The sequence below is a fragment of the Pontivivens ytuae genome, from assembly GCF_015679265.1.
In the GTDB taxonomy this organism is placed as follows: domain Bacteria; phylum Pseudomonadota; class Alphaproteobacteria; order Rhodobacterales; family Rhodobacteraceae; genus Pontivivens; species Pontivivens ytuae.
Window position 1 is genome coordinate 294,465 of sequence record NZ_CP064942.1, and the last position, 17,372, is coordinate 311,836.

A 17,372-nucleotide genomic window follows, 5' to 3' on the forward strand; every position below is an offset into this window, starting at 1 on the left:
TCTCCACCTCTCGCCCACCTGGCGAAAGGAGAGACACCATGAAGGCCATCGGATACCACCGCCCCCTGCCCCTTGACGACGCGGAGGCGCTCGCCGCGCTCGACCTGCCCGAGCCGCAGCCCGGCCCTCGCGACCTGCTGGTGGAGGTGAAGGCGATCTCCGTGAACCCCGTCGATGTGAAGCTGCGTGCCGGTGTGGCGCCGGAGGACGGGCCGCGCGTGCTCGGCTTCGACGCCTCGGGCATCGTGCGCGCCGTCGGGCCGGAGGTCACGCTCTTCAAACCCGGCGACGAAGTGTTCCACGCGGGCAGCATCGCGCGGCCGGGCACCAATGCGGAGCTGCACCTCGTCGATGAGCGCATCGCGGCGCGCAAGCCGGCGAGCCTCGACCACGCGCAGGCGGCCGCCCTGCCGCTGACCTCGATCACCGCGTGGGAGCTTCTATTCGATCGGTTCGGCATCGCCGAGGGCTCGGGCAAGGGCGACGCCCTGCTGGTGATCGGCGGCGCGGGCGGTGTCGGCTCCATACTGATCCAGCTCGCACGGCAGCTCACGGATCTGACGGTGATCGCCACCGCCTCCCGCCCCGAAACGCGGGCGTGGGCGGAGAAGATGGGTGCGCATCACGTCATCGATCACCGCGGCGATCTGGTGGAGCAGGTTGCCGCCCTCAACCTCGCCCCCCGCTATGTTGCGGGCACCAACGGCACCGACCGCCACTTCCCCGCCATCGCGGAACTGATGGCGCCGCAGGGCCATTTCGGCCTGATCGATGACCCGGATCCGGCGAAGATCGACATCAGCCTGCTGAAGTGGAAATCCATCGCGCTGCACTGGGAGTTCATGTTCACCCGCTCGGTCTACGAGACGCCGAACATGGACGCGCAGCACCGCCTGCTGACCCGCGTGGCGGAGCTGGTGGACGCGGGCACGCTTGTCACCACCGCGAACCACGACGGCGGGGTGATGAGCGTCGAGACCCTGCGCGACGCCCACCGCCTGCAGGAAAGCGGCACGGCCATCGGCAAGACCGTGCTGACCGTCGGTTAGGGCAGCCCCGGGGCCGCTTCCCCGGCGGCCCCGTCCATCGCGCAGGCGAGATCAGCGATGCTGACGGTGGCGAGGCGCTCGCGCAGCCGATCCTCCGCCGCCGTCGCGGCCTCCGCCATCACGCCATGGAGCCGCGCCTCGATAGCGCAGGGCGAGGTTGCGGCCTCGGGATCCGCGGCGAAGGTCCGCTCGCGCAAGAGGGCGTAGACCTCGGCCACACTCACCTCCTCCGCCGCGCGGGCGAGGCGCCAGCCGCCCGCATGCCCCCGCTCCGAACTCACGATCCCCGCGTCGCGCAGGACGCCGAGCACGCGGCGCACCACGACCGGATTGGTCTGGTGATGGGCCGCCAGATCCTCCGACCGCAGGGGGCCGTCGCCCGCCCGTGCCATGTGGCCGAGCGCGTGCAGTGCGAGGGAGAGCTTGCCATTCCGCTTCATGTAACCATCATAGTTATGTGATTCGTCCAGTTACGTGAAAGGTCCCCCATGTCCCCCTTCGACGCAACCCCGCCCGTGGACGCCGCCGTGATCGGCGGCAGCTTCGCGGGGCTGACCGCCGCCCTCTACCTCGCCCGCGCACGCTGCACCGTGGCGCTCTTCGATGACGGGCTGACCCGGAACCGCTTCGCCACCGCCGGGCACGGCTTTCTCGGCATGGACGGGCGCTCGCCGGAGGAGATGCGCGCCGCGGGCCGCCGCGACGTCCTCGCCTACCCCACCGTCACGCTGCACGAGGAGCGGGTGATTTCGGTCTGCTCGGGGGAGGAGAGCTTTCGTCTGCAGACCGCCACGGGCCGCACCCTCGCCGCCCGCCGCCTGGTCCTCGCCTGCGGGATGCGCGACCTCCTGCCGGAACTCGATGGCCTTGCCGCGTGCTGGGGCCGGACGGTGCTGCAATGCCCCTATTGCCACGGCTACGAGATGGCCGACCGGCCCACCGGCATCCTGTTCACCGGCGCGCCGAGCCTGCACCAGGCCCGCATTCTCGGGGACTGGAGCGACGACCTCGTCCTCTTCGCCAATGGGCACGAGATCGCGGCGGAGGACCGCGCCGACCTTGCCGCCCGCGGCATCGACGTCGTGGAGCCGGAGGTCGCCCGCCTCGAACAGCGGGACGGTCGCCTGGTCGCGCTGCACCTCGCGGATGGCAGCAAGGTGGCGCGCGACGTGCTCTACATGGTGAGCGAGGCCGAGCCCGCCTGCGACCTCGCCCGCCAGCTCGGCTGCGCGCATGAGGACGGGCCGTTCGGGCCTTACGTCGCGGTGGACGATGTGCAGATGACCTCGGTGCCCGGGATTTACGCCGCCGGGGATCTGGCGCGCATCGGCTACAGCGCGACCTGGGCGGCGGCGGACGGGGCGCGGGCCGGAGCTTTCTGCCACCAGTCGCTGCGGGTCGATGCGAACCCGTACGCGAAAGGTTAACAGATGTGACCGCCGGATTAACCTTTCGGCGGTGCACGCATGTCATACCGCGCTTTTGCCGCGGGAACCGCCCATCGACCCGCCCTGTTAACCCTGTATTCAGGCAAACGGAGATTGGAAGATGGGCATTCAGGTCGGCGACAAGGTGAAGTGGAACTGGGGCAACGGCAGCGCCACGGGCGAGGTCGTGAAGCGCTACACGCAGAAGATCACGCTGAAGATCGACGGGGCCGAGGTCACCCGCGACGCGGATGACGACAACCCCGCCTTCAGGATCGAGCAGGAGGACGGCGACGAGGTGCTGAAGTCCGAAAGCGAGCTGGAAAAAGCCTGATCCTCAACGGGTTGCAAGCTGACGCAGGCGCGGCCAGAACATCTCGACGAAGACCGATCCGGTCACGACGAGGATGGCCGCGACCTGCAGCGGCGTGGGGTACTGCGCGAGGATGAAGATCGCGAGCCCCGCCGCAATCACCGGCTTGAGGAAGAAGAGATACGACGCCCGCGTGATGTCGGGCGCCGCCGCGAGCCCCCCGAACCACAGCAATTGCGTGATCGTCGTGTTCCAGAGCGCGAGGATCAGCAGCGACCACACGGCGATCGCCGGCCGTTCACCCAGCGTCAGCGGGTTCACCCATATGCTCCAGACGCTGCCAACCAGCAGCCACAGCCCGATCCCGCCGATCATCATGGTCAGCGCGATGATCTTCAGCCCGCCGTGGCGGCCCATGACGGGTTTGACGAGCACCGCGTAGAAGGAGCCGAGTGCGGCACAGATCACAGCGAGCAGCACGCCGAACAGCGTGCCAGGGGTGCCCGCCAGCGCCTCGATCGCGCCGTCGGTGAGCAGGAGGACCACGCCGATCACCGCCATCGCCCCGGTGACGATCTTGACCGCGCCCGGCGCCACGCCGTTCACCACCCAGTTGGCCAGCGCCACGAAGATCGGGATGGTCGTGACCACCGTCGCCACCTGGATCACGGTCGCGTAGTCGAGCGCCCAGTGAAAGGCGAGATAGGTCAGCGTCACCCCGAAGAAGCTGAGCCAGACGATCCGCCAGCCTTCGGCTTTCAGGGGCGAGATCAGATCCCGGCTGTCCCGGTCGATCAGGGCCCAGACGATCAGGCCGAAGCCGCCGAGAAGGTAGCGCCAGACGCTGACCTCCGGCCCCGAGACGCCGGAGAGTACGGCGAAGAATTCCGAGGAGGCATGCCCGCAGACGCCGACGAAGACGACCGGGTAGGCCCATCTCGGCGCGATCTTCACAAGGCCGCTCCGAAGGCGGCGAGTGCCGCCGCCAGCTTCTCGGGCCGCTCCTGCGGGATCAGGTGGCCGGTATCCTCCCAGTCCTGCCGCTGTGCGTTCGGCAGGCGGGCATAGAGCCGGTCCACCACCTCGCGGTCGAGGAACACGCGGTCCTGCAGGCCGGTGATCACCAGCACCGGCAGATCGAGCTGCTCGTAGGGGATTTCCCAATCCGTGTCAGGGGCATGGCGCATCAGGTTCATGTGCCCGTGCTCGGGGTCGAGGGGCGCGTAGCCGCCCTTCAGCGCGCCTGCCCGCGCCTTCTCCGCGAACTCCGCATTGACCAGGAGGGGCAGCAGAACGTCGAGGATCAGCTCGAACCCGCCCTCGGCCACCAGCTGCGGCATGGCGTCGTTGATCCAGCCGATGCGCGGCCCGATCTCGCGCAGGGTGTTGAGGAGCACCAGCCCCTCAACCTGCGCCCCGGCCAGCACCGCGCGGGCCGCGTAGAGCCCGCCGATGGAGACGCCGACGAGCACGGGGCGCGCGGGCGCGACCTCGGCCAAGAGCCGCCCCAGATCCTCGGCGATCAGCTCGGCGGTGATCGCCACGTCCGGACCGAACCGGCTTTCGGCCTGCCCTCGGAAATTCCAGCTCAGCGTGCCGTAGCCCTCGGCCCGCAGCGCCGGTGCGACCGCCGTCTCCCACGCCGGGGTCGAGCCGGTCAGCGCGTTGACGAAGACGAAGGTCGGACGGTCGTCCGCAGGCGGATGGTGTATGTAGTAGAGCGCGTTCTGCGCATCGATCTCGAGCAGCATAGGCGGCGTCCTCCGGCCTTCATCCAAGAGGACAACCGCAACGCGATCAAGCTATTCCGCCGGTTGCTCCGTCCCCAGCGCGCCGACCTGCCGGGCGCGCCGGATCACGTAGAGCGCAGAGATCACGGTCATCAGCGAGGCGGCGAACATCGCACCGATCAGCGGCCACGGCCCGGTCTCGATGCTAAGCGCGGCGCCGGTCCCGGCCGACAGCGCAGCCCCGCCACCGATCATGAGCGCCCCGCCGAGGCCGGAGGCGGAGCCCGCCAGATGCGGGCGCACGCTCACCATCCCCGCATTTGCCGAGGGCAGCGTCAGCCCGTTGCCGATGCCCACGAAGAACATCGGCCCGAAGAGCGACATCGGGTGCATTACCCCCAGACCGAACAGCACGATGGCGAGCCCGACGCCGGAGGCCGCGACCACACCGCCCATGATCATCATGCCGTTGAGCCCCACCCGCGCCGCGTACCGGCCGGAGAAGAAGTTGCCGAGCATGTAGCCGAAGGCCACGAAGAAGAAGTAGAGCCCGACCGCCTTGGGCCCCATGCCCAAAAGCTCGCTCGCCACGAACGGTCCGCCGCCGAGGAAGGCGAAGAACGCGCCCGAGGCGAAGGCCGCCGTCGCCGCATAGCCCCAGAACCGGCGGGAGCGCACGAGCTCGGGGTACGCCCGGAACTGCGCGGCGAAGCTTGCGGAGCGGACGGCGTTCGTCTCCCCCATATCGGCCCAGGTGATCCAGAGCACGAGCAGACCGAAGATCAGCATCAGCGCGATGGAGCCCTGCCAGCCGAAGGCCGCGTCTAGCAGCCCGCCGAGCGCGGGGCCGATCATCGGGACCAGCGACATGCCCATGGTGACATAGCCGATCATGCTCGCGGCCTTATCCGGCCCCACCATGTCGCGCACCACCGCGCGGCTCAGCACGAAGCCCGAGGCGATGACTGCTTGCAGGAAGCGGAAGGCGAGGAAGCTTTCGATGGTGGGGGCGAAGAGCGCGCCAAGTGTTGCGATACAGAAGATCGCCAGTGCAACCAGCATCACCGGCCGCCGTCCGTAGCGGTCCGACAGCGGGCCGATCACCAGTTGCAGCACCGCCGTGACCGCCAGGTAGGCGGAGATCGCGAGCTGTACGACCGCGTAATCGGCCTGATACCACTCCGCCAGACCGGGCAGCGAGGGCAGGAAGATGTTGAGGCTCAGCGCCCCCGTGCCGGCCAGCAGGACCAGCGTGATGATGTGCGGCGGCGACGATCGGTCGAGCCAGCGGCTCGCGGCTTGGGCGGACATGACGTGTCTCTTCTGCTTGGCGGCCCCCGATCCGGGGCGGTCGGCGCCGGGTCCGGGGAACGGGGCGCGCGGACCCTCAACATGGGGCGCCGCGCGGCGATGCCAAGCCCGGCGCTACTCCGCCGCGGGGCGCAGGAGGTCCATCCGCGGCATCTGCTGAAGCAGCGAACGGGTGTAGTCGTCGCCGGGCCGGGTGAAGAGCTGCTCGGTCTCCGCCAGCTCCCGGATCTGCCCGCGCTGCATGACGGCGACGCGGTCGCACATCTGGCGGATCACCGGCAGGTCGTGGGAGATGAAGAGGAGCGTGAGGTTAAGCTCCTCCTGCAAGTCCTTCAGCAGGTTGAGGATTTGGGCCTGGATCGACACATCGAGGGCGGAGGTCGGCTCGTCGCAGATCAGGATCCGCGGACGGCTCGCCAGCGCGCGGGCAATCGAGATGCGCTGCCGCTGCCCGCCGGAGAACTCGTGCGGGTACTTTTGCGCGGCGGCCGCCCCGAGGCCCACATGGTCGAGCAGGTCGCGAACGATCTGTTTCGTCTCCGTCTCCGATCCCGTCAGCTTGTGGAAGCGGATGGGCTCGGCAACGATGTCCATGACCTGCATCCGGGCGTTCAGGCTCGAATAGGGATCCTGGAAGATCATCTGGAGCTTGCGCCGCGCCGCCTTCTCCGCCGGATCGCGCCAGTTGCCGTGGACCTCCTGGCCCAGCAGACGCACGGAGCCGCTGTCCTGCTTGTAGAGTCCGGCCACGATGCGGGCGACGGTGGACTTGCCGGAACCAGACTCGCCGACGAGGCCGAAGCTCTCCCCCTCCCGGATCATAAAGCTCACGTCGTTGACCGCCTGCAGCATGCGGCGGCGCGACTTGAGGAACGACTTCTCCAGCACGAAGGAGAGGTTGAGGTTCTCGACCGCGATGGCCTCCGCCCCCGTCTTCTCCTCCCGCGCGGCGCCCAGCCAGTGGGTGCGGATGTCGATCTTCGGCGTGGGCTCCGAGCCGTCGATGTAATCGACGCTGGAGAAGCGGTGCAGCTTCACGTCCGCGCGCGGCACGGCGGAGATCAGCGACTTGGTGTATTCGTGGCGCGGCGCGCCGAGGATCTGGGCGGTGTCGCCCGTCTCCACCACCTCGCCGCGATACATGACGACGACGCGGTCCGCGATCTCCGCGATCACGCCGATATCGTGGGTGACGAGGACCACGCCGAGTTGCCGCTCGCGGCAGAGGCGCTGGATGAGGTCGAGGATCTGCTTCTGGATCGAGACGTCGAGCGCCGTGGTCGGCTCATCCGCGATGACGAGGTCCGGGTCGCCGCAGAGGGCGAGTGCGATGACCACGCGCTGGCGCATGCCGCCGGAGAACTCGTGCGGGAAAGCCTTCATCCGCGCCTTCGCCTCGGGGATGCCGACGGCTTCGAGGAGTTCGAGGGCGATCGCCTCGGCCTCCGCCTCCCTCACGCCGCGGGCGTTCTGGATCGACTCCACGAGCTGTTCGCCGATGCGCAGGAGCGGGTTGAGGGAGGTCTGCGGGTCCTGGAAGATCATGCCAATCTCGGGGCCGCGGATGCGCCGCATCTCGGGCTCCGAGAGGCTCCGCAGGTCGCGGCCCTTGAAGAGCACCTCGCCGGCCGCGACCCGGCCCGGCGGCTCCAACAGGTCGATGATGGCGTTGCCGATGGTGGACTTGCCCGCGCCGCTCTCGCCCACCAGCCCCACGATCTCCCCCGGTGCGACCTCCAGCTTCACGCCGCGCGCGGCCTTCACCACGCCCCGGCGGGTCGGGAATTCGACGTCGAGCGATTTGACTTCGAGAAGGCTCATCAGCGCAGCTTCGGATTGAGGGCGTCGCGCATCCAGTCGCCGAGCAGGTTCACGGCGAAGACCAGGATGACGAGCGCGATGGCAGGGAAGAAGGTGATCCACCACAGGCCCGAGTAGAGGAACTCGTTGCCCACGCGGATCAGCGTGCCCAGCGACGGCGTGGTCGGCGGCACGCCGAGGCCGAGGAAGCTGAGCGTCGCCTCCGCGATGATGGCGAGCGCCAGGCCGATGGTGGCGAGCACCAGCACGGGCCGCAGCACGTTGGGCGCGATGTGGCGCACCATGATCAGCCAGCCCGGCAGCCCGATGACACGGGCGGCCTGCACGTATTCCTTCTGCCGCTCCACGAGGGCCGCGCCGCGAGTGACGCGTGCGAATTGGGGCCAGTCGGTCAGACCGATGGCGATGATGACCACGTAGATCGAGAACTCGTCGATCCGGTCCGGCGGGATGAACTGCCGCCCGATCCCGTTGATCAGGATCGCCACAAGGATCCCCGGCAGGGTGAGCTGCACGTCGGCGATGCGCATGATGACCGTATCGACCCAGCCGCCGACATAGCCCGAGATCACGCCGAGCACGACGCCCAGCGTCATGCCGAGAAGCACCGCCGCCGCCCCGATGATGATCGAGAGCCGCCCACCATAGAGGATGGTCGAGAACATGTCCCGGCCCTGGTTGTCGGTGCCCAGCAAGTATTGCGGCTGTCCGCCCTCCGCCCAGGCGGGCGGCAGCTTGCCGTCCCAGAGCGAGACCTGTGCGGGGTCGAACGGATCGAAGGGCGCGAAGACCGGCGCGAAGAGTGAGACGAAGATCACGCCGACCGTGACGGCGGCGGCGATGATCGCGCCGGGCGAGCGCCAGAAGGAATAGGCGATATCGCTGTCGATCATCGCGGTGCGGAAACGGGTGAGCGCGCGCATCAGGTGGCTCCGATCCGGATACGGGGATCGATGACCGCGTAGAGCAGGTCGACGATCAGGTTCACGGTGACGAAGAGGAGGGCGACGAACATCAGGTAGGCCGACATGATCGGCACATCGACGAACTCGACCGCCTGGATGAAGAGAAGGCCCGTGCCCGGCCACTGGAACACCGTCTCGGTGATGACGGAATAGGCGATCAGACCGCCGATATTGATCCCGATGATGGTGATGACCGGCACCAGCGTGTTCTTGAGCGCGTGGCGGAAGTTGATGATGCGCTCGGGCAGGCCGCGCGCACGGGCGAACTTGATGAAGTCGGTGCGCATGACCTCCAGCATCTCGGCGCGGACGAGGCGCAGGATCATGGTGAGCTGGAAGAGCGACAGCGTGATCGCCGGCAGGATGATCGCCCGCCAGCCGTCCGCCGTCAGGAATGAGGTGCGCCACCAGCCGAGATCCACCGTGCCCGGCCGCCCGTTCGAGGGCAGCCATCGGAGCTGCACGGCGAAGAGGTAGATGAGCGAGATCCCGATGATGAAGGTCGGAAGGCTGACGCCCACCAGCGACGACGACAGGATAAAGCGGGAAAACCAGGTGTTTCGCGCGATCCCCGTATAGACCCCCGCCGTGATCCCCAGCCCCATCGCGATGATGGCGGAGACGAAGACGAGCTCCAGCGTCGCCGGTAGCCGGTCCATGATGACCTCGGTCACCGGCTGGCGCAGGCGGTAGGAGAGCCCGAACTCGCCCTGCACCGCGTTGCCGAGGAAGCGGACATATTGCACCGGGATCGGGTCGTTGAGGCCAAGCTCGTCGCGGATGCGCTCGCGATCCTCGCGGCTCGCCTCCTGCCCGACCATGTTGTTGACCGGGTCGCCCGCGAAGTTGAAGAGCGAGAAGCTGACCGCGGAGACCACCAGCATGACGAGGCCTGCCTGCAGGAATCGGCGCAGGATGTAGGTCAGCATCTGGCTCATTCTCCCTATTGCCATGGCCCCGGACGGTATCCGGCGGCGCTCGCGGGCCTCGGTTTCGTCTGGCTCGGGCCTGTCCCGGCCCATCGGCCCGGACGATGCGCCGCGCGATGGCGACGCCTTAAAATGCAACGCCCCGCCGGATGCAAGACCCGGCGGGGCGCGCGTTCAGCTTACTCGTTCACGATCGCATAGCGGAAGCGCGGCGTGTCGTCCGCCGCGATCGGCAGCTCCACGTTCTCGGCCAGACCCCAGGCGAGCACCTGGTGGTGGATGACCGAGTAGGGCAGCGCCTCGTCGACGATGGTCCACGCCTGCGAGATCAGCTCGCCGCGGGCCTCCAGATCCGTCTCCACCGCCATGGCGGCGACCAGCTCGTCGAGCTGCGGGTCGGAATAGCCGGTGGCGTTCCAGGAGCCCTCGCTGTCCATCAGGAACGAGAAGATGTAGTGGCTGTCGAGCGTCGGCACGCCCCAGCCCAGCAGGAAGAAGTCGGTCTCCCGGTTCTGGATCTTGGGAAAGTGCTGGGCGCGCGGAAGTGCTTCAAGCTGCACCTCGATGCCGATCCGCGCCAGCATCGCGACGGCGGCCTGGCAGATCGCCTCGTCGTTGTTGTAGCGGTTGTTCGGGCAGTCGAGCCGGACGGAGAAGCCGTCACCGTAGCCCGCTTCCTCCATCAGGGAGTTCGCCATCTCGATGTCGACCTCGGTCGGCGCGTCCATCGCCTCGGTGTAGCCGAGCACGCCCGGAGAGGCGACCATGCCGCCCGGTGCCGAGAGACCGTCCATCACCACGCGCTGGATCGCGGAGCGGTCGATCGCCATGTCGATCGCCTGGCGCACGCGCACGTCGGAGAACGGGTTACCCTCGACGCTGGCGGTGCGCAGATCCTCGGCGCCCTGATCGAAGCCGAAGAAGATCGAGCGGATCTGCGGGGTCGTGCTGACCGTCAGGCCGTCGGCCTGCTCGATCCGGTTGAGATCCTGCAGCGGCGGGTCGAGCACGAAGTCGACCTCACCCGACAGCAGGGCCGCGACGCGGGTCGCCGCGTTGGTGATCGGGCGGTATTCGAGCCGCTGGACGTTGCCGGGGAACTCGCCTTCGCCCCACCACGCGGCGTTGCGCGTCAGGACCGTGCGCTCCTCGGGCAGGCGCTCTTCGACGATGAAGGGGCCGGTGCCGTTGGCGTTGCGGATCGCGAAGGTCTCTTCATTCGCGGCGTAGTCCTGCGGGATCTCGACGCCGTTTTCGGTCGCCCAGCCCTCGTCCATGATGAAGATCGAGGTGAGCTGGTTCGGCAGGATCGGGTTCGGACCGTCGGTGCGCAGGATGACGGTGAAGTCGTCCACCTTCTCCACCTCGGTCACGGAATCGATGAGGGTGGAGAAATCGGAGCTCTCCGCCTTCGCGCGGTTGATCGAGAAGACGACGTCGTCCGCGTTGAACTCCTCCCCGCCATGGAAGGTCACGCCCTCGCGCAGGGTGAACTGCCAGCCGCCGTCCACCGGCTCCCACGCGGTCGCGAGCTCGGCCTCGAGCTCCAGCGCCGGGTTGCGGGTGACGAGCGATTCGTAGATCAGCCCGTTCATCGCGGTGGTCGGACCTTCGTTCTGCGAATGCGGATCCAGCGTCAGCGCGTCGCCCTGCGTGGTATATCGCAGCGTCTGTGCACTGGCCGCGGAGGCCAGCAGCGCTGCGCCGAGCGTCAGCGCGGTCAAGGTACGAATGGTCATGAGGACCTCTCTCCTGTTGCTGTGAACCGGCCGTCGGGTGCGGCCGCTAAGGACAAAGGCTTTGACCTTTTTACCGGATAGTCAAGAGATGCGCCGGGCCTCGACTGTCGTGATGCGCGTATTTGGGGAAAGATGAAGGCGACGGCGCTTGAACGGGACCCGGCGTCATGCCACCTTTATCTGAACAAGCGTTCATAACTTCCGGGGAGGGAAGGATGGCCGAGGATCCCATCGTCATCGTCGGGGCGAGCCGTACGCCCATGGGCGGATTCCAGGGCGAGCTCGCGGGGGCGAGCGCCTCCGAGCTCGGTGGATCGGCCATTGCCGCAGCACTTGCGGGCGGCGGGGTCGCGGCGGGCGATGTGGACGAGCTCCTGATGGGCTGCGTCCTACCCGCGGGTCAGGGTCAGGCCCCCGCACGGCAGGCCGGTTTCGCCGCCGGGCTCGGCGAGGAGGTGCCCGCCACCACGCTTAACAAGATGTGCGGCTCGGGCATGAAGGCGGTGATGATGGCCCATGACCAGCTCGCGCTTGGCAACGGCAGGATCGTCGTCGCAGGCGGGATGGAGAGCATGACGAACGCCCCCTACCTTTTGCCGAAGATGAGGGGCGGCGCGCGGCTCGGCCATGGCGAGGTCGTCGATCACATGTTCCTCGACGGGCTGGAGGACGCCTATGACAAGGGCCGCCTGATGGGCACCTTCGCCGAGGATTGCGCCGAGAAGTACCAGTTCACCCGCGAGGCGCAGGACGCCTATGCGCTCGCCTCCCTCGACCGGGCGCAGAACGCCGATTTCTCCGACGAGATCTCGGTGATGACGGTGAAGGGCCGCAAGGGCGACAGCGTGGTGGAGAGCGACGAGCAGCCGCGCACCGCTCGGCCCGACAAGATCCCGAACTTGAAGCCTGCTTTCCGGAAGGACGGCACTGTGACGGCTGCGAATGCGTCGAGCATCTCGGACGGGGCCGCGGCGCTCGTGCTGATGCGGCAATCGGAGGCGGAGGCGCGGGGGCTGACGCCGCGCGCCCGCATCCTCGGCCACGAGAGCCACGCGCAAGCGCCGGGCTGGTTCACCACCGCGCCCGTGCCCGCGGCACGGCGGCTGATGGAGCGGGTCGGGTGGAGCGTCGAGGACGTCGATCTCTTCGAGGTGAACGAGGCGTTCGCGGTCGTGCCCATGGCCTTCATGGCCGAGACCGGAGCGCCGCATGACAAGGTGAACGTGAACGGCGGGGCCTGCGCCCTCGGCCACCCGATCGGGGCCTCCGGCGCGCGCATCCTCGTGACCCTGCTCAACGCGCTGGAGAAGCGGGACGCGACGCGCGGCCTCGCCGCGATCTGCATCGGCGGCGGCGAGGGTACCGCCGTGGCGATCGAGCGCATTTGACCGCGTGGGGCGCCGGGCGACATGACAGCCATGGAACCGCACGAGATCATCGCACCCGATGTGCCGCCCGAAGGCCCGCCGACCGAGCGCCTGTCCCGCCGGCCCGACTGGGTCTACCTGCTGCGCGAGTTCGCGGAAATGTACCGCCGCGGCTCCTCCGGCGGGTCGAAGGCGATCCGCGCCCACCAGCGCCGCGTGCGGGAGGCGATCGGCCGGGTGATCGCCGACGATCCGGGCGTCGCCCACCGCTACCGCGAGGACAAGCCAGTCACCGCCCACCTGCGCCGCGCCCTCGACCAAGGGCGGCGGGAGCGCACCGAAAGCGTGGTCCGCGCCATCGACGCGGTGGGCGAAGAGCTCTCCTGGCTTTACGGCTACGAGAAGGTGCCGCGCGGCCTTGCCCAGAAATTCGCCTATGCCGAGTTCGCGGGGCCACAGGGGCCGGTGGTGACCGAGCACCTGATCCTCGGCCTCGTGCTCTTCGCGCCCGGCACGACCTATCCCGCCCATGCGCATGAGGGGCTGACGGAGAGCTACTACACGCTCTCCGGCAGCGTGTCGGAGAATGACGATGGCGTGTTCGCGCCGGGCTCCATGATCTTCAACCCGCCGGGGCGGCGGCACCGGATCACGACCGGCGACCACGAGCCGGTGCTGCTGGCCTATGCCTGGGAAGGGCCGCGCGACAAGCTGGTGGTGCAGAAGATGACTTTCACGAAAAGGGGACGCGGATGAAGACGCTCAGCGACATGGTGGCCGCCGCGAAGGCCGAGGTGGAGACGATCACGGTGGCCGAGGCGATGGAGATGCACGGGCGCGAGAACGTGACCTTCGTCGATGTGCGCGAACCGCCCGAGGTGGCGCAGGGCCGTATCGCGGGCGCGGTGCCGGTGCCGCGCGGCACGCTGGAGTTTGCCATCGACGGCCCGTCGCCGAACCCCGCCATGGCCGACAAGGGGCGCACCTATGTCTTCTACTGCGCCGCAGGTGGCCGCGCCGCGATGGCCGCCGCGACGGCAAAGGAGATGGGCTACGCCGACGCCAAGGTGATGGAAACCGGCTTCGGCAACTGGAAAGAGGCCGGCGGGCCGGAGGAGGGCCGGTGATCTTCGTCGAGGATCCCGGGGAGCTTGGCCGCTATCCGGGCTGGAGCTGCATCGTCCTGACCAAGGGGATGGAGGCCGCCGACGCGGGCGAGGCCATCGCCGCGGGCCATTTCGACGGGCTCGCGGAGATCGGGTTCCACGGTCCCGGCGCCGAGGCGTGGTTCCCAGCTCTGGACAGCTACTTCTCCGGGAAGGGCGGCGGGCCGGAGCTCAGGGCGCTCGACGAGCGGCTCTTCGCCTCGGTGCTCGCAGACGCGGTGGTGACGGGCTTGCACAACCGGCTCGTCATCCTGCGCGCGCCGGAGGGCGACGCGCGCCGCGGTGCGGACCGGATGGTGGCCGAAGCAAACACGGTCGTTGAACACATCCCGGCCGCCGACGCGCTCGGCCTCGTCGAGCATCCCGACGTGCAGTTCATCGACCTGCGCGACGTGCGGGAGGTCCACCGCGAGGGCCACATCCCCGGCGACTACCACTGCCCGCGCGGCATGCTGGAATTCTGGCTCGACCCGACCTCGGAATACGCGAAATCCGTTTTCCAGCAGGACAAGAAATACGTCTTCTACTGTGCGGCCGGCATGCGCTCCGCCCTTGCAGCGCGCACGGCGCAGGAGATGGGCCTGCGCAACGTCGCCCATATCGAGGACGGCTTTGCCGGCTGGCGCGCGGCGGGCGGCCCGGTGAAGGAACGACTGAGGATCCTCTGACATGCTGACCGAAGACCAGACCCTGATCCGTGACACAGCGCGCAGCTTCGCGCGCGACCGGCTGGCCCCGGGCTCGCTGAACCGCGAGGCAGCCGGCGAGATCGAGCCCGAGGTGCGGCGCGAGCTGGGCGAGATGGGCTTTCTGGGCATGACCATCGACCCCGACTGGGACGGGGCGGGCGCGGATTACGTCAGCTACGCCGTGGCGCTGGAGGAGATCGCGGCGGGCGACGGCGCGGTCTCGACCATGGTGAGCGTGCACAATGCGCCCTTCCTCGCGATCCTCGACCGGTTCTGCACCGACGGGCAGAAGGAAACCTGGCTGAAGCCGGCGGCGCGCGGCGAGCACATCGGCTGCTTCGCGCTGACGGAGAGCCATGCGGGTTCGGATGCCTCGGCCCTACGCACGCGGGCGGAGAAACGGAACGACCGCTACGTGGTCAACGGCTCGAAGCAGTTCATCTCCTCCGCGCGGATCGGCGGCGCGACGATCCTCTTCGCCGTGACGGACCCGGCGGCGGGCAAGCGGGGGCTCTCGGCGTTCTATGTGGAGAATGACACCAAGGGCTTTCACGTCGCCAAGGTGGAGGAGAAGCTGGGGCAGAAGGCCTCGGACACCTGCGCGCTCGCCTTCGACGACATGGAGGTGCCCTTCGAGAACCGGATCGGGGAGGAAGGCGAGGGCTACAAGATCGCCCTCTCCTCGCTGGAAACCGGCCGGATCGGCATCGCGGCGCAGGCCGTAGGCATGGCGCAGGCGGCCTTCGATGCGGCGCTGAAATACGCACGGGAGCGGGAGAGCTTCGGCTCCGCGATCTTCAACCACCAGGCTGTGCAGTTCCGCCTCGCCGACATGGAGACGGAGATCGAGGCGGGCCGCCAGATGGTGCTGAACGCCGCCCGGATGAAGGATGCGGGCGTCCCCTGCCTGCGCGAGGCGGCGATGGCGAAGCTCTACACCTCCGAGATGGCGGAGCGGGTGTGCTCAGGCGCGATCCAGACGCTGGGCGGCTACGGCTACCTGAGCGAATACGGGATCGAGAAGATCTACCGCGACGTCCGCGTCTGCCAGATCTACGAGGGCACGTCGGACATCCAGAAGATGCTGATCGCGCGGCAGATGGCGGGTTAGTGTTTTCAGGTAAGCTGTGAGGACCGCGCCAGACCTGGAGGGCGCGTGAGGGACGGTTGATCAACGTCCGCGCGTTCAAGCATCCATGTTCTGACTTCTGCGAATGACATCGCCAACGCGCCCTCCGGGGGGGAGGTCGGGCGCGGCCCGGCGTGGCCGCCGGGCGGGACGGAGATGCTTGTGGGCGCTCCTAATAAGGCGGTCCCGGCGCTTCGGCCGGGACGGTTGCTTTCCGTTGCTACCACCCCGGACTTGATCAGGGGCCGCTCGGACAACCGCGCGGTCCCGCTTCAACGGCGCGCCATGCTCCGGCTCGACCGGAGCATCTGCTGCATAGGGAGATCCTCGGGTCGAGCCCGAAGATGACGGCCCAGAAAACTAAGCTCACACCCTAACTTTCCTTGACACGACTCACCTCGACCCTCAAAGTTAGGACCATGGCTAACCTTTCACAGAACCTCGACGCGATCTTCCGCGCCCTTGCCGACCCGACCCGCCGGGAGGTGCTCGCCTTGCTCGAACGCGAGCCAGCCAGCGTCAAGACGCTCGCCGCCCGGTTCGACATGGCCCTGCCCTCCTTCCTCGCGCACGTAAAGCTGCTGGAGGAGGCGGGCCTGATCGAGACCGAGAAGGTCGGCCGCGTCCGCTCCTGCGCGATCCGGTCCGATGGCCTGCGGGCCGCGGAACGCTGGCTGCGCGACCGCAGGCGCTTCATCGACGAGCGGCTGGATGCCCTCGGCGACTTCCTTGCAGATGAGACAGACGGAGGAGACGACACATGACCGGCTTTCAGGACCATGCCTTCAGCCTCACCCGGGAATACGCGGCCCCGCCGCTCCGCGTTTTCGACGCCTGGGCGGACCCGCAGGCCAAGGGCCGCTGGTTCGCGGCCAGCGGTCCGGGACGCGGCGCGATCTTCGACTGGCGCATGGAATTCCGGCCCGGCGGGCGGGAGGAAGGACGGATCGAAACGCCCTTCGGCCCGGTCACCTATCACGGCGTCTACCACCTGACCGAGCGCCCGCAGCGCATCCTGCACACCTACGAGATGCGGATGGACGGGCGGCTCTTCTCCACCTCTCTGACCTCGATCGACTTCGCCGAACGCGAGCGCGGCTGCCGCATGACCTATGCCGAACGGCTCGTCCATGTGGACGCGCCCGAGACGATCGACATGCGCCGCGCCGGATGTGCCGAGATGCTCGACCGCCTCGGCGATCTGCTCGTCACCGCCTGAAGGAGGACACGATGACCGGTCTCGACCACCAGAGCTTCACGCTCACCCGCGACTACAAGGCCGACCACGCGCGCGTCTACGACGCCTGGGCCCGGCCGGAGGCGAAGCGCCGCTGGTTTGCGGAGAACCCCGGCAAGTCCCATGTCGAGCTGCGCCATTGGGAGATGGATTTCCGCCCCGGCGGCACGGAGCGCGGGGAGTTCCTCGTGAACGGCTCCGAGATCAACTATCGCGGCCGCTACGTGATCTGCACCCGGCCCGGCCGCCTGATCTACAATTACGACATGGATGCGGACGGCGAGATGCTGTCGGCCTCCCTCGTCGCCGTCTCGATGGAGGAGGCGAAGGACGGCTGCCGCCTCACCTATACCGAGCACATCGTCTTCATCGACGGGCGCGACAAGCTGGAATACCGCGTGCAGGGCACCGAGGAGCTGCTCGACAAGCTCGGCCACCTGCTCGTACCCGCCTGAGAGGAACGGCCCCTGCCCCGCTCGCGTTTCCCTCCCATTGGTTTG

Annotated in this window: 19 protein-coding genes; 11 read left to right on the plus strand and 8 right to left on the minus strand. The window is 68.3% G+C overall.

The window, feature by feature from the left end:
* The first annotated feature begins 38 nt into the window (after window positions 1–38).
* Window positions 39–1,049, plus strand: a complete 1,011-nt coding sequence (locus I0K15_RS01300; protein WP_196103657.1) for a zinc-binding alcohol dehydrogenase family protein — start codon at window positions 39–41, stop codon at window positions 1,047–1,049.
* On the opposite strand, the gene I0K15_RS01305 is transcribed toward I0K15_RS01300, so the two are convergent.
* Window positions 1,046–1,489, minus strand: a complete 444-nt coding sequence (locus I0K15_RS01305) for an RrF2 family transcriptional regulator (protein WP_196103658.1) — start codon at window positions 1,487–1,489, stop codon at window positions 1,046–1,048. The genes I0K15_RS01300 and I0K15_RS01305 overlap by 4 nt on opposite strands.
* A 48-nt stretch (window positions 1,490–1,537) precedes the next feature.
* On the opposite strand from I0K15_RS01305, the gene I0K15_RS01310 reads away from it, so the two are divergent.
* A complete protein-coding gene (locus I0K15_RS01310; protein ID WP_196103659.1) occupies window positions 1,538–2,476 on the plus strand; it encodes an NAD(P)/FAD-dependent oxidoreductase in 939 nt (312 codons plus the stop codon).
* A gap of 121 nt (window positions 2,477–2,597) precedes the next feature.
* The gene (locus tag I0K15_RS01315; protein ID WP_196103660.1) at window positions 2,598–2,810 is read left to right on the plus strand and encodes a hypervirulence associated TUDOR domain-containing protein; all 213 of its coding nucleotides are present in this window, start codon (window positions 2,598–2,600) and stop codon (window positions 2,808–2,810) included.
* Window positions 2,811–2,813: 3 nt separating this feature from the next.
* Here I0K15_RS01315 and I0K15_RS01320 read toward each other — a convergent pair whose 3' ends face one another.
* From I0K15_RS01320 to I0K15_RS01350, 7 genes are all read right to left on the minus strand, one after another.
* Entirely contained in the window at window positions 2,814–3,743 is a 930-nt protein-coding gene (locus tag I0K15_RS01320) for a DMT family transporter (protein WP_196103661.1), read from the minus strand.
* The gene (locus tag I0K15_RS01325) at window positions 3,740–4,540 is read right to left on the minus strand and encodes an alpha/beta fold hydrolase (RefSeq protein ID WP_196103662.1); all 801 of its coding nucleotides are present in this window, start codon (window positions 4,538–4,540) and stop codon (window positions 3,740–3,742) included. Before I0K15_RS01325 ends, I0K15_RS01320 begins: the two co-directional genes overlap by 4 nt.
* 51 nt (window positions 4,541–4,591) lie before the next feature.
* Window positions 4,592–5,830: a multidrug effflux MFS transporter gene (locus I0K15_RS01330; RefSeq protein WP_196103663.1), complete on the minus strand. Its 1,239-nt coding sequence runs from the start codon at window positions 5,828–5,830 to the stop codon at window positions 4,592–4,594.
* 114 nt (window positions 5,831–5,944) lie between these two features.
* Entirely contained in the window at window positions 5,945–7,651 is a 1,707-nt protein-coding gene (locus tag I0K15_RS01335) for a dipeptide ABC transporter ATP-binding protein (protein WP_196103664.1), read from the minus strand.
* Window positions 7,651–8,574: an ABC transporter permease gene (locus I0K15_RS01340; RefSeq protein WP_196103665.1), complete on the minus strand. Its 924-nt coding sequence runs from the start codon at window positions 8,572–8,574 to the stop codon at window positions 7,651–7,653. The genes I0K15_RS01335 and I0K15_RS01340 overlap by 1 nt, the downstream gene beginning before the upstream one ends.
* Window positions 8,574–9,545: an ABC transporter permease gene (locus tag I0K15_RS01345; protein WP_196103666.1), complete on the minus strand. Its 972-nt coding sequence runs from the start codon at window positions 9,543–9,545 to the stop codon at window positions 8,574–8,576. The genes I0K15_RS01340 and I0K15_RS01345 overlap by 1 nt, the downstream gene beginning before the upstream one ends.
* A 179-nt stretch (window positions 9,546–9,724) precedes the next feature.
* On the minus strand, window positions 9,725–11,284 hold the full coding sequence (locus I0K15_RS01350) for an ABC transporter substrate-binding protein (protein ID WP_196103667.1): 1,560 nt from the start codon (window positions 11,282–11,284) through the stop codon (window positions 9,725–9,727).
* Window positions 11,285–11,499: 215 nt separating this feature from the next.
* On the opposite strand from I0K15_RS01350, the gene I0K15_RS01355 reads away from it, so the two are divergent.
* The 8 genes from I0K15_RS01355 to I0K15_RS01390 all read left to right on the plus strand — a co-directional run bounded on the left by I0K15_RS01355 (window position 11,500) and on the right by I0K15_RS01390 (window position 17,327).
* A complete protein-coding gene (locus tag I0K15_RS01355) occupies window positions 11,500–12,672 on the plus strand; it encodes an acetyl-CoA C-acyltransferase (RefSeq protein WP_196103668.1) in 1,173 nt (390 codons plus the stop codon).
* Between the two features lie 30 nt (window positions 12,673–12,702).
* The gene (locus tag I0K15_RS01360; RefSeq protein WP_196105327.1) at window positions 12,703–13,407 is read left to right on the plus strand and encodes a dimethylsulfonioproprionate lyase family protein; all 705 of its coding nucleotides are present in this window, start codon (window positions 12,703–12,705) and stop codon (window positions 13,405–13,407) included.
* On the plus strand, window positions 13,404–13,778 hold the full coding sequence (locus I0K15_RS01365) for a rhodanese-like domain-containing protein (protein ID WP_196103669.1): 375 nt from the start codon (window positions 13,404–13,406) through the stop codon (window positions 13,776–13,778). Before I0K15_RS01360 ends, I0K15_RS01365 begins: the two co-directional genes overlap by 4 nt.
* A complete protein-coding gene (locus tag I0K15_RS21200) occupies window positions 13,775–14,485 on the plus strand; it encodes a rhodanese-like domain-containing protein (protein ID WP_338420752.1) in 711 nt (236 codons plus the stop codon). Before I0K15_RS01365 ends, I0K15_RS21200 begins: the two co-directional genes overlap by 4 nt.
* A gap of 1 nt (window position 14,486) precedes the next feature.
* Window positions 14,487–15,617, plus strand: coding sequence for an acyl-CoA dehydrogenase family protein (locus tag I0K15_RS01375; RefSeq protein WP_196103670.1), 1,131 nt, complete (start codon window positions 14,487–14,489; stop codon window positions 15,615–15,617).
* A 437-nt stretch (window positions 15,618–16,054) separates the two neighbouring features.
* Window positions 16,055–16,399: an ArsR/SmtB family transcription factor gene (locus I0K15_RS01380; protein WP_196103671.1), complete on the plus strand. Its 345-nt coding sequence runs from the start codon at window positions 16,055–16,057 to the stop codon at window positions 16,397–16,399.
* Window positions 16,396–16,854, plus strand: coding sequence for an SRPBCC domain-containing protein (locus I0K15_RS01385; RefSeq protein WP_196103672.1), 459 nt, complete (start codon window positions 16,396–16,398; stop codon window positions 16,852–16,854). Before I0K15_RS01380 ends, I0K15_RS01385 begins: the two co-directional genes overlap by 4 nt.
* An 11-nt stretch (window positions 16,855–16,865) precedes the next feature.
* Window positions 16,866–17,327 carry an SRPBCC domain-containing protein gene (locus I0K15_RS01390; RefSeq protein ID WP_196103673.1) on the plus strand — a complete coding sequence of 154 codons (462 nt, stop codon included), beginning with the start codon at window positions 16,866–16,868 and terminating at the stop codon, window positions 17,325–17,327.
* The last annotated feature ends 45 nt before the right edge of the window (window positions 17,328–17,372 follow it).

Coding starts and splice junctions, on each gene's coding strand:
- I0K15_RS01360 (WP_196105327.1), top strand. CDS start 12,703: ATGGAACCGCACGAGATCATCGCACCCGATGTGCCGCCCGAAGGCCCG.
- I0K15_RS01375 (WP_196103670.1), top strand. CDS start 14,487: ATGCTGACCGAAGACCAGACCCTGATCCGTGACACAGCGCGCAGCTTC.
- I0K15_RS01315 (WP_196103660.1), top strand. CDS start 2,598: ATGGGCATTCAGGTCGGCGACAAGGTGAAGTGGAACTGGGGCAACGGC.
- I0K15_RS01335 (WP_196103664.1), bottom strand. CDS start 7,651: ATGAGCCTTCTCGAAGTCAAATCGCTCGACGTCGAATTCCCGACCCGC.
- I0K15_RS01305 (WP_196103658.1), bottom strand. CDS start 1,489: ATGAAGCGGAATGGCAAGCTCTCCCTCGCACTGCACGCGCTCGGCCAC.
- I0K15_RS01355 (WP_196103668.1), top strand. CDS start 11,500: ATGGCCGAGGATCCCATCGTCATCGTCGGGGCGAGCCGTACGCCCATG.
- I0K15_RS01345 (WP_196103666.1), bottom strand. CDS start 9,545: ATGCTGACCTACATCCTGCGCCGATTCCTGCAGGCAGGCCTCGTCATG.
- I0K15_RS01300 (WP_196103657.1), top strand. CDS start 39: ATGAAGGCCATCGGATACCACCGCCCCCTGCCCCTTGACGACGCGGAG.
- I0K15_RS01310 (WP_196103659.1), top strand. CDS start 1,538: ATGTCCCCCTTCGACGCAACCCCGCCCGTGGACGCCGCCGTGATCGGC.
- I0K15_RS01340 (WP_196103665.1), bottom strand. CDS start 8,574: ATGCGCGCGCTCACCCGTTTCCGCACCGCGATGATCGACAGCGATATC.
- I0K15_RS01390 (WP_196103673.1), top strand. CDS start 16,866: ATGACCGGTCTCGACCACCAGAGCTTCACGCTCACCCGCGACTACAAG.
- I0K15_RS01380 (WP_196103671.1), top strand. CDS start 16,055: ATGGCTAACCTTTCACAGAACCTCGACGCGATCTTCCGCGCCCTTGCC.
- I0K15_RS01365 (WP_196103669.1), top strand. CDS start 13,404: ATGAAGACGCTCAGCGACATGGTGGCCGCCGCGAAGGCCGAGGTGGAG.
- I0K15_RS01325 (WP_196103662.1), bottom strand. CDS start 4,540: ATGCTGCTCGAGATCGATGCGCAGAACGCGCTCTACTACATACACCAT.
- I0K15_RS01350 (WP_196103667.1), bottom strand. CDS start 11,284: ATGACCATTCGTACCTTGACCGCGCTGACGCTCGGCGCAGCGCTGCTG.
- I0K15_RS01385 (WP_196103672.1), top strand. CDS start 16,396: ATGACCGGCTTTCAGGACCATGCCTTCAGCCTCACCCGGGAATACGCG.
- I0K15_RS01330 (WP_196103663.1), bottom strand. CDS start 5,830: ATGTCCGCCCAAGCCGCGAGCCGCTGGCTCGACCGATCGTCGCCGCCG.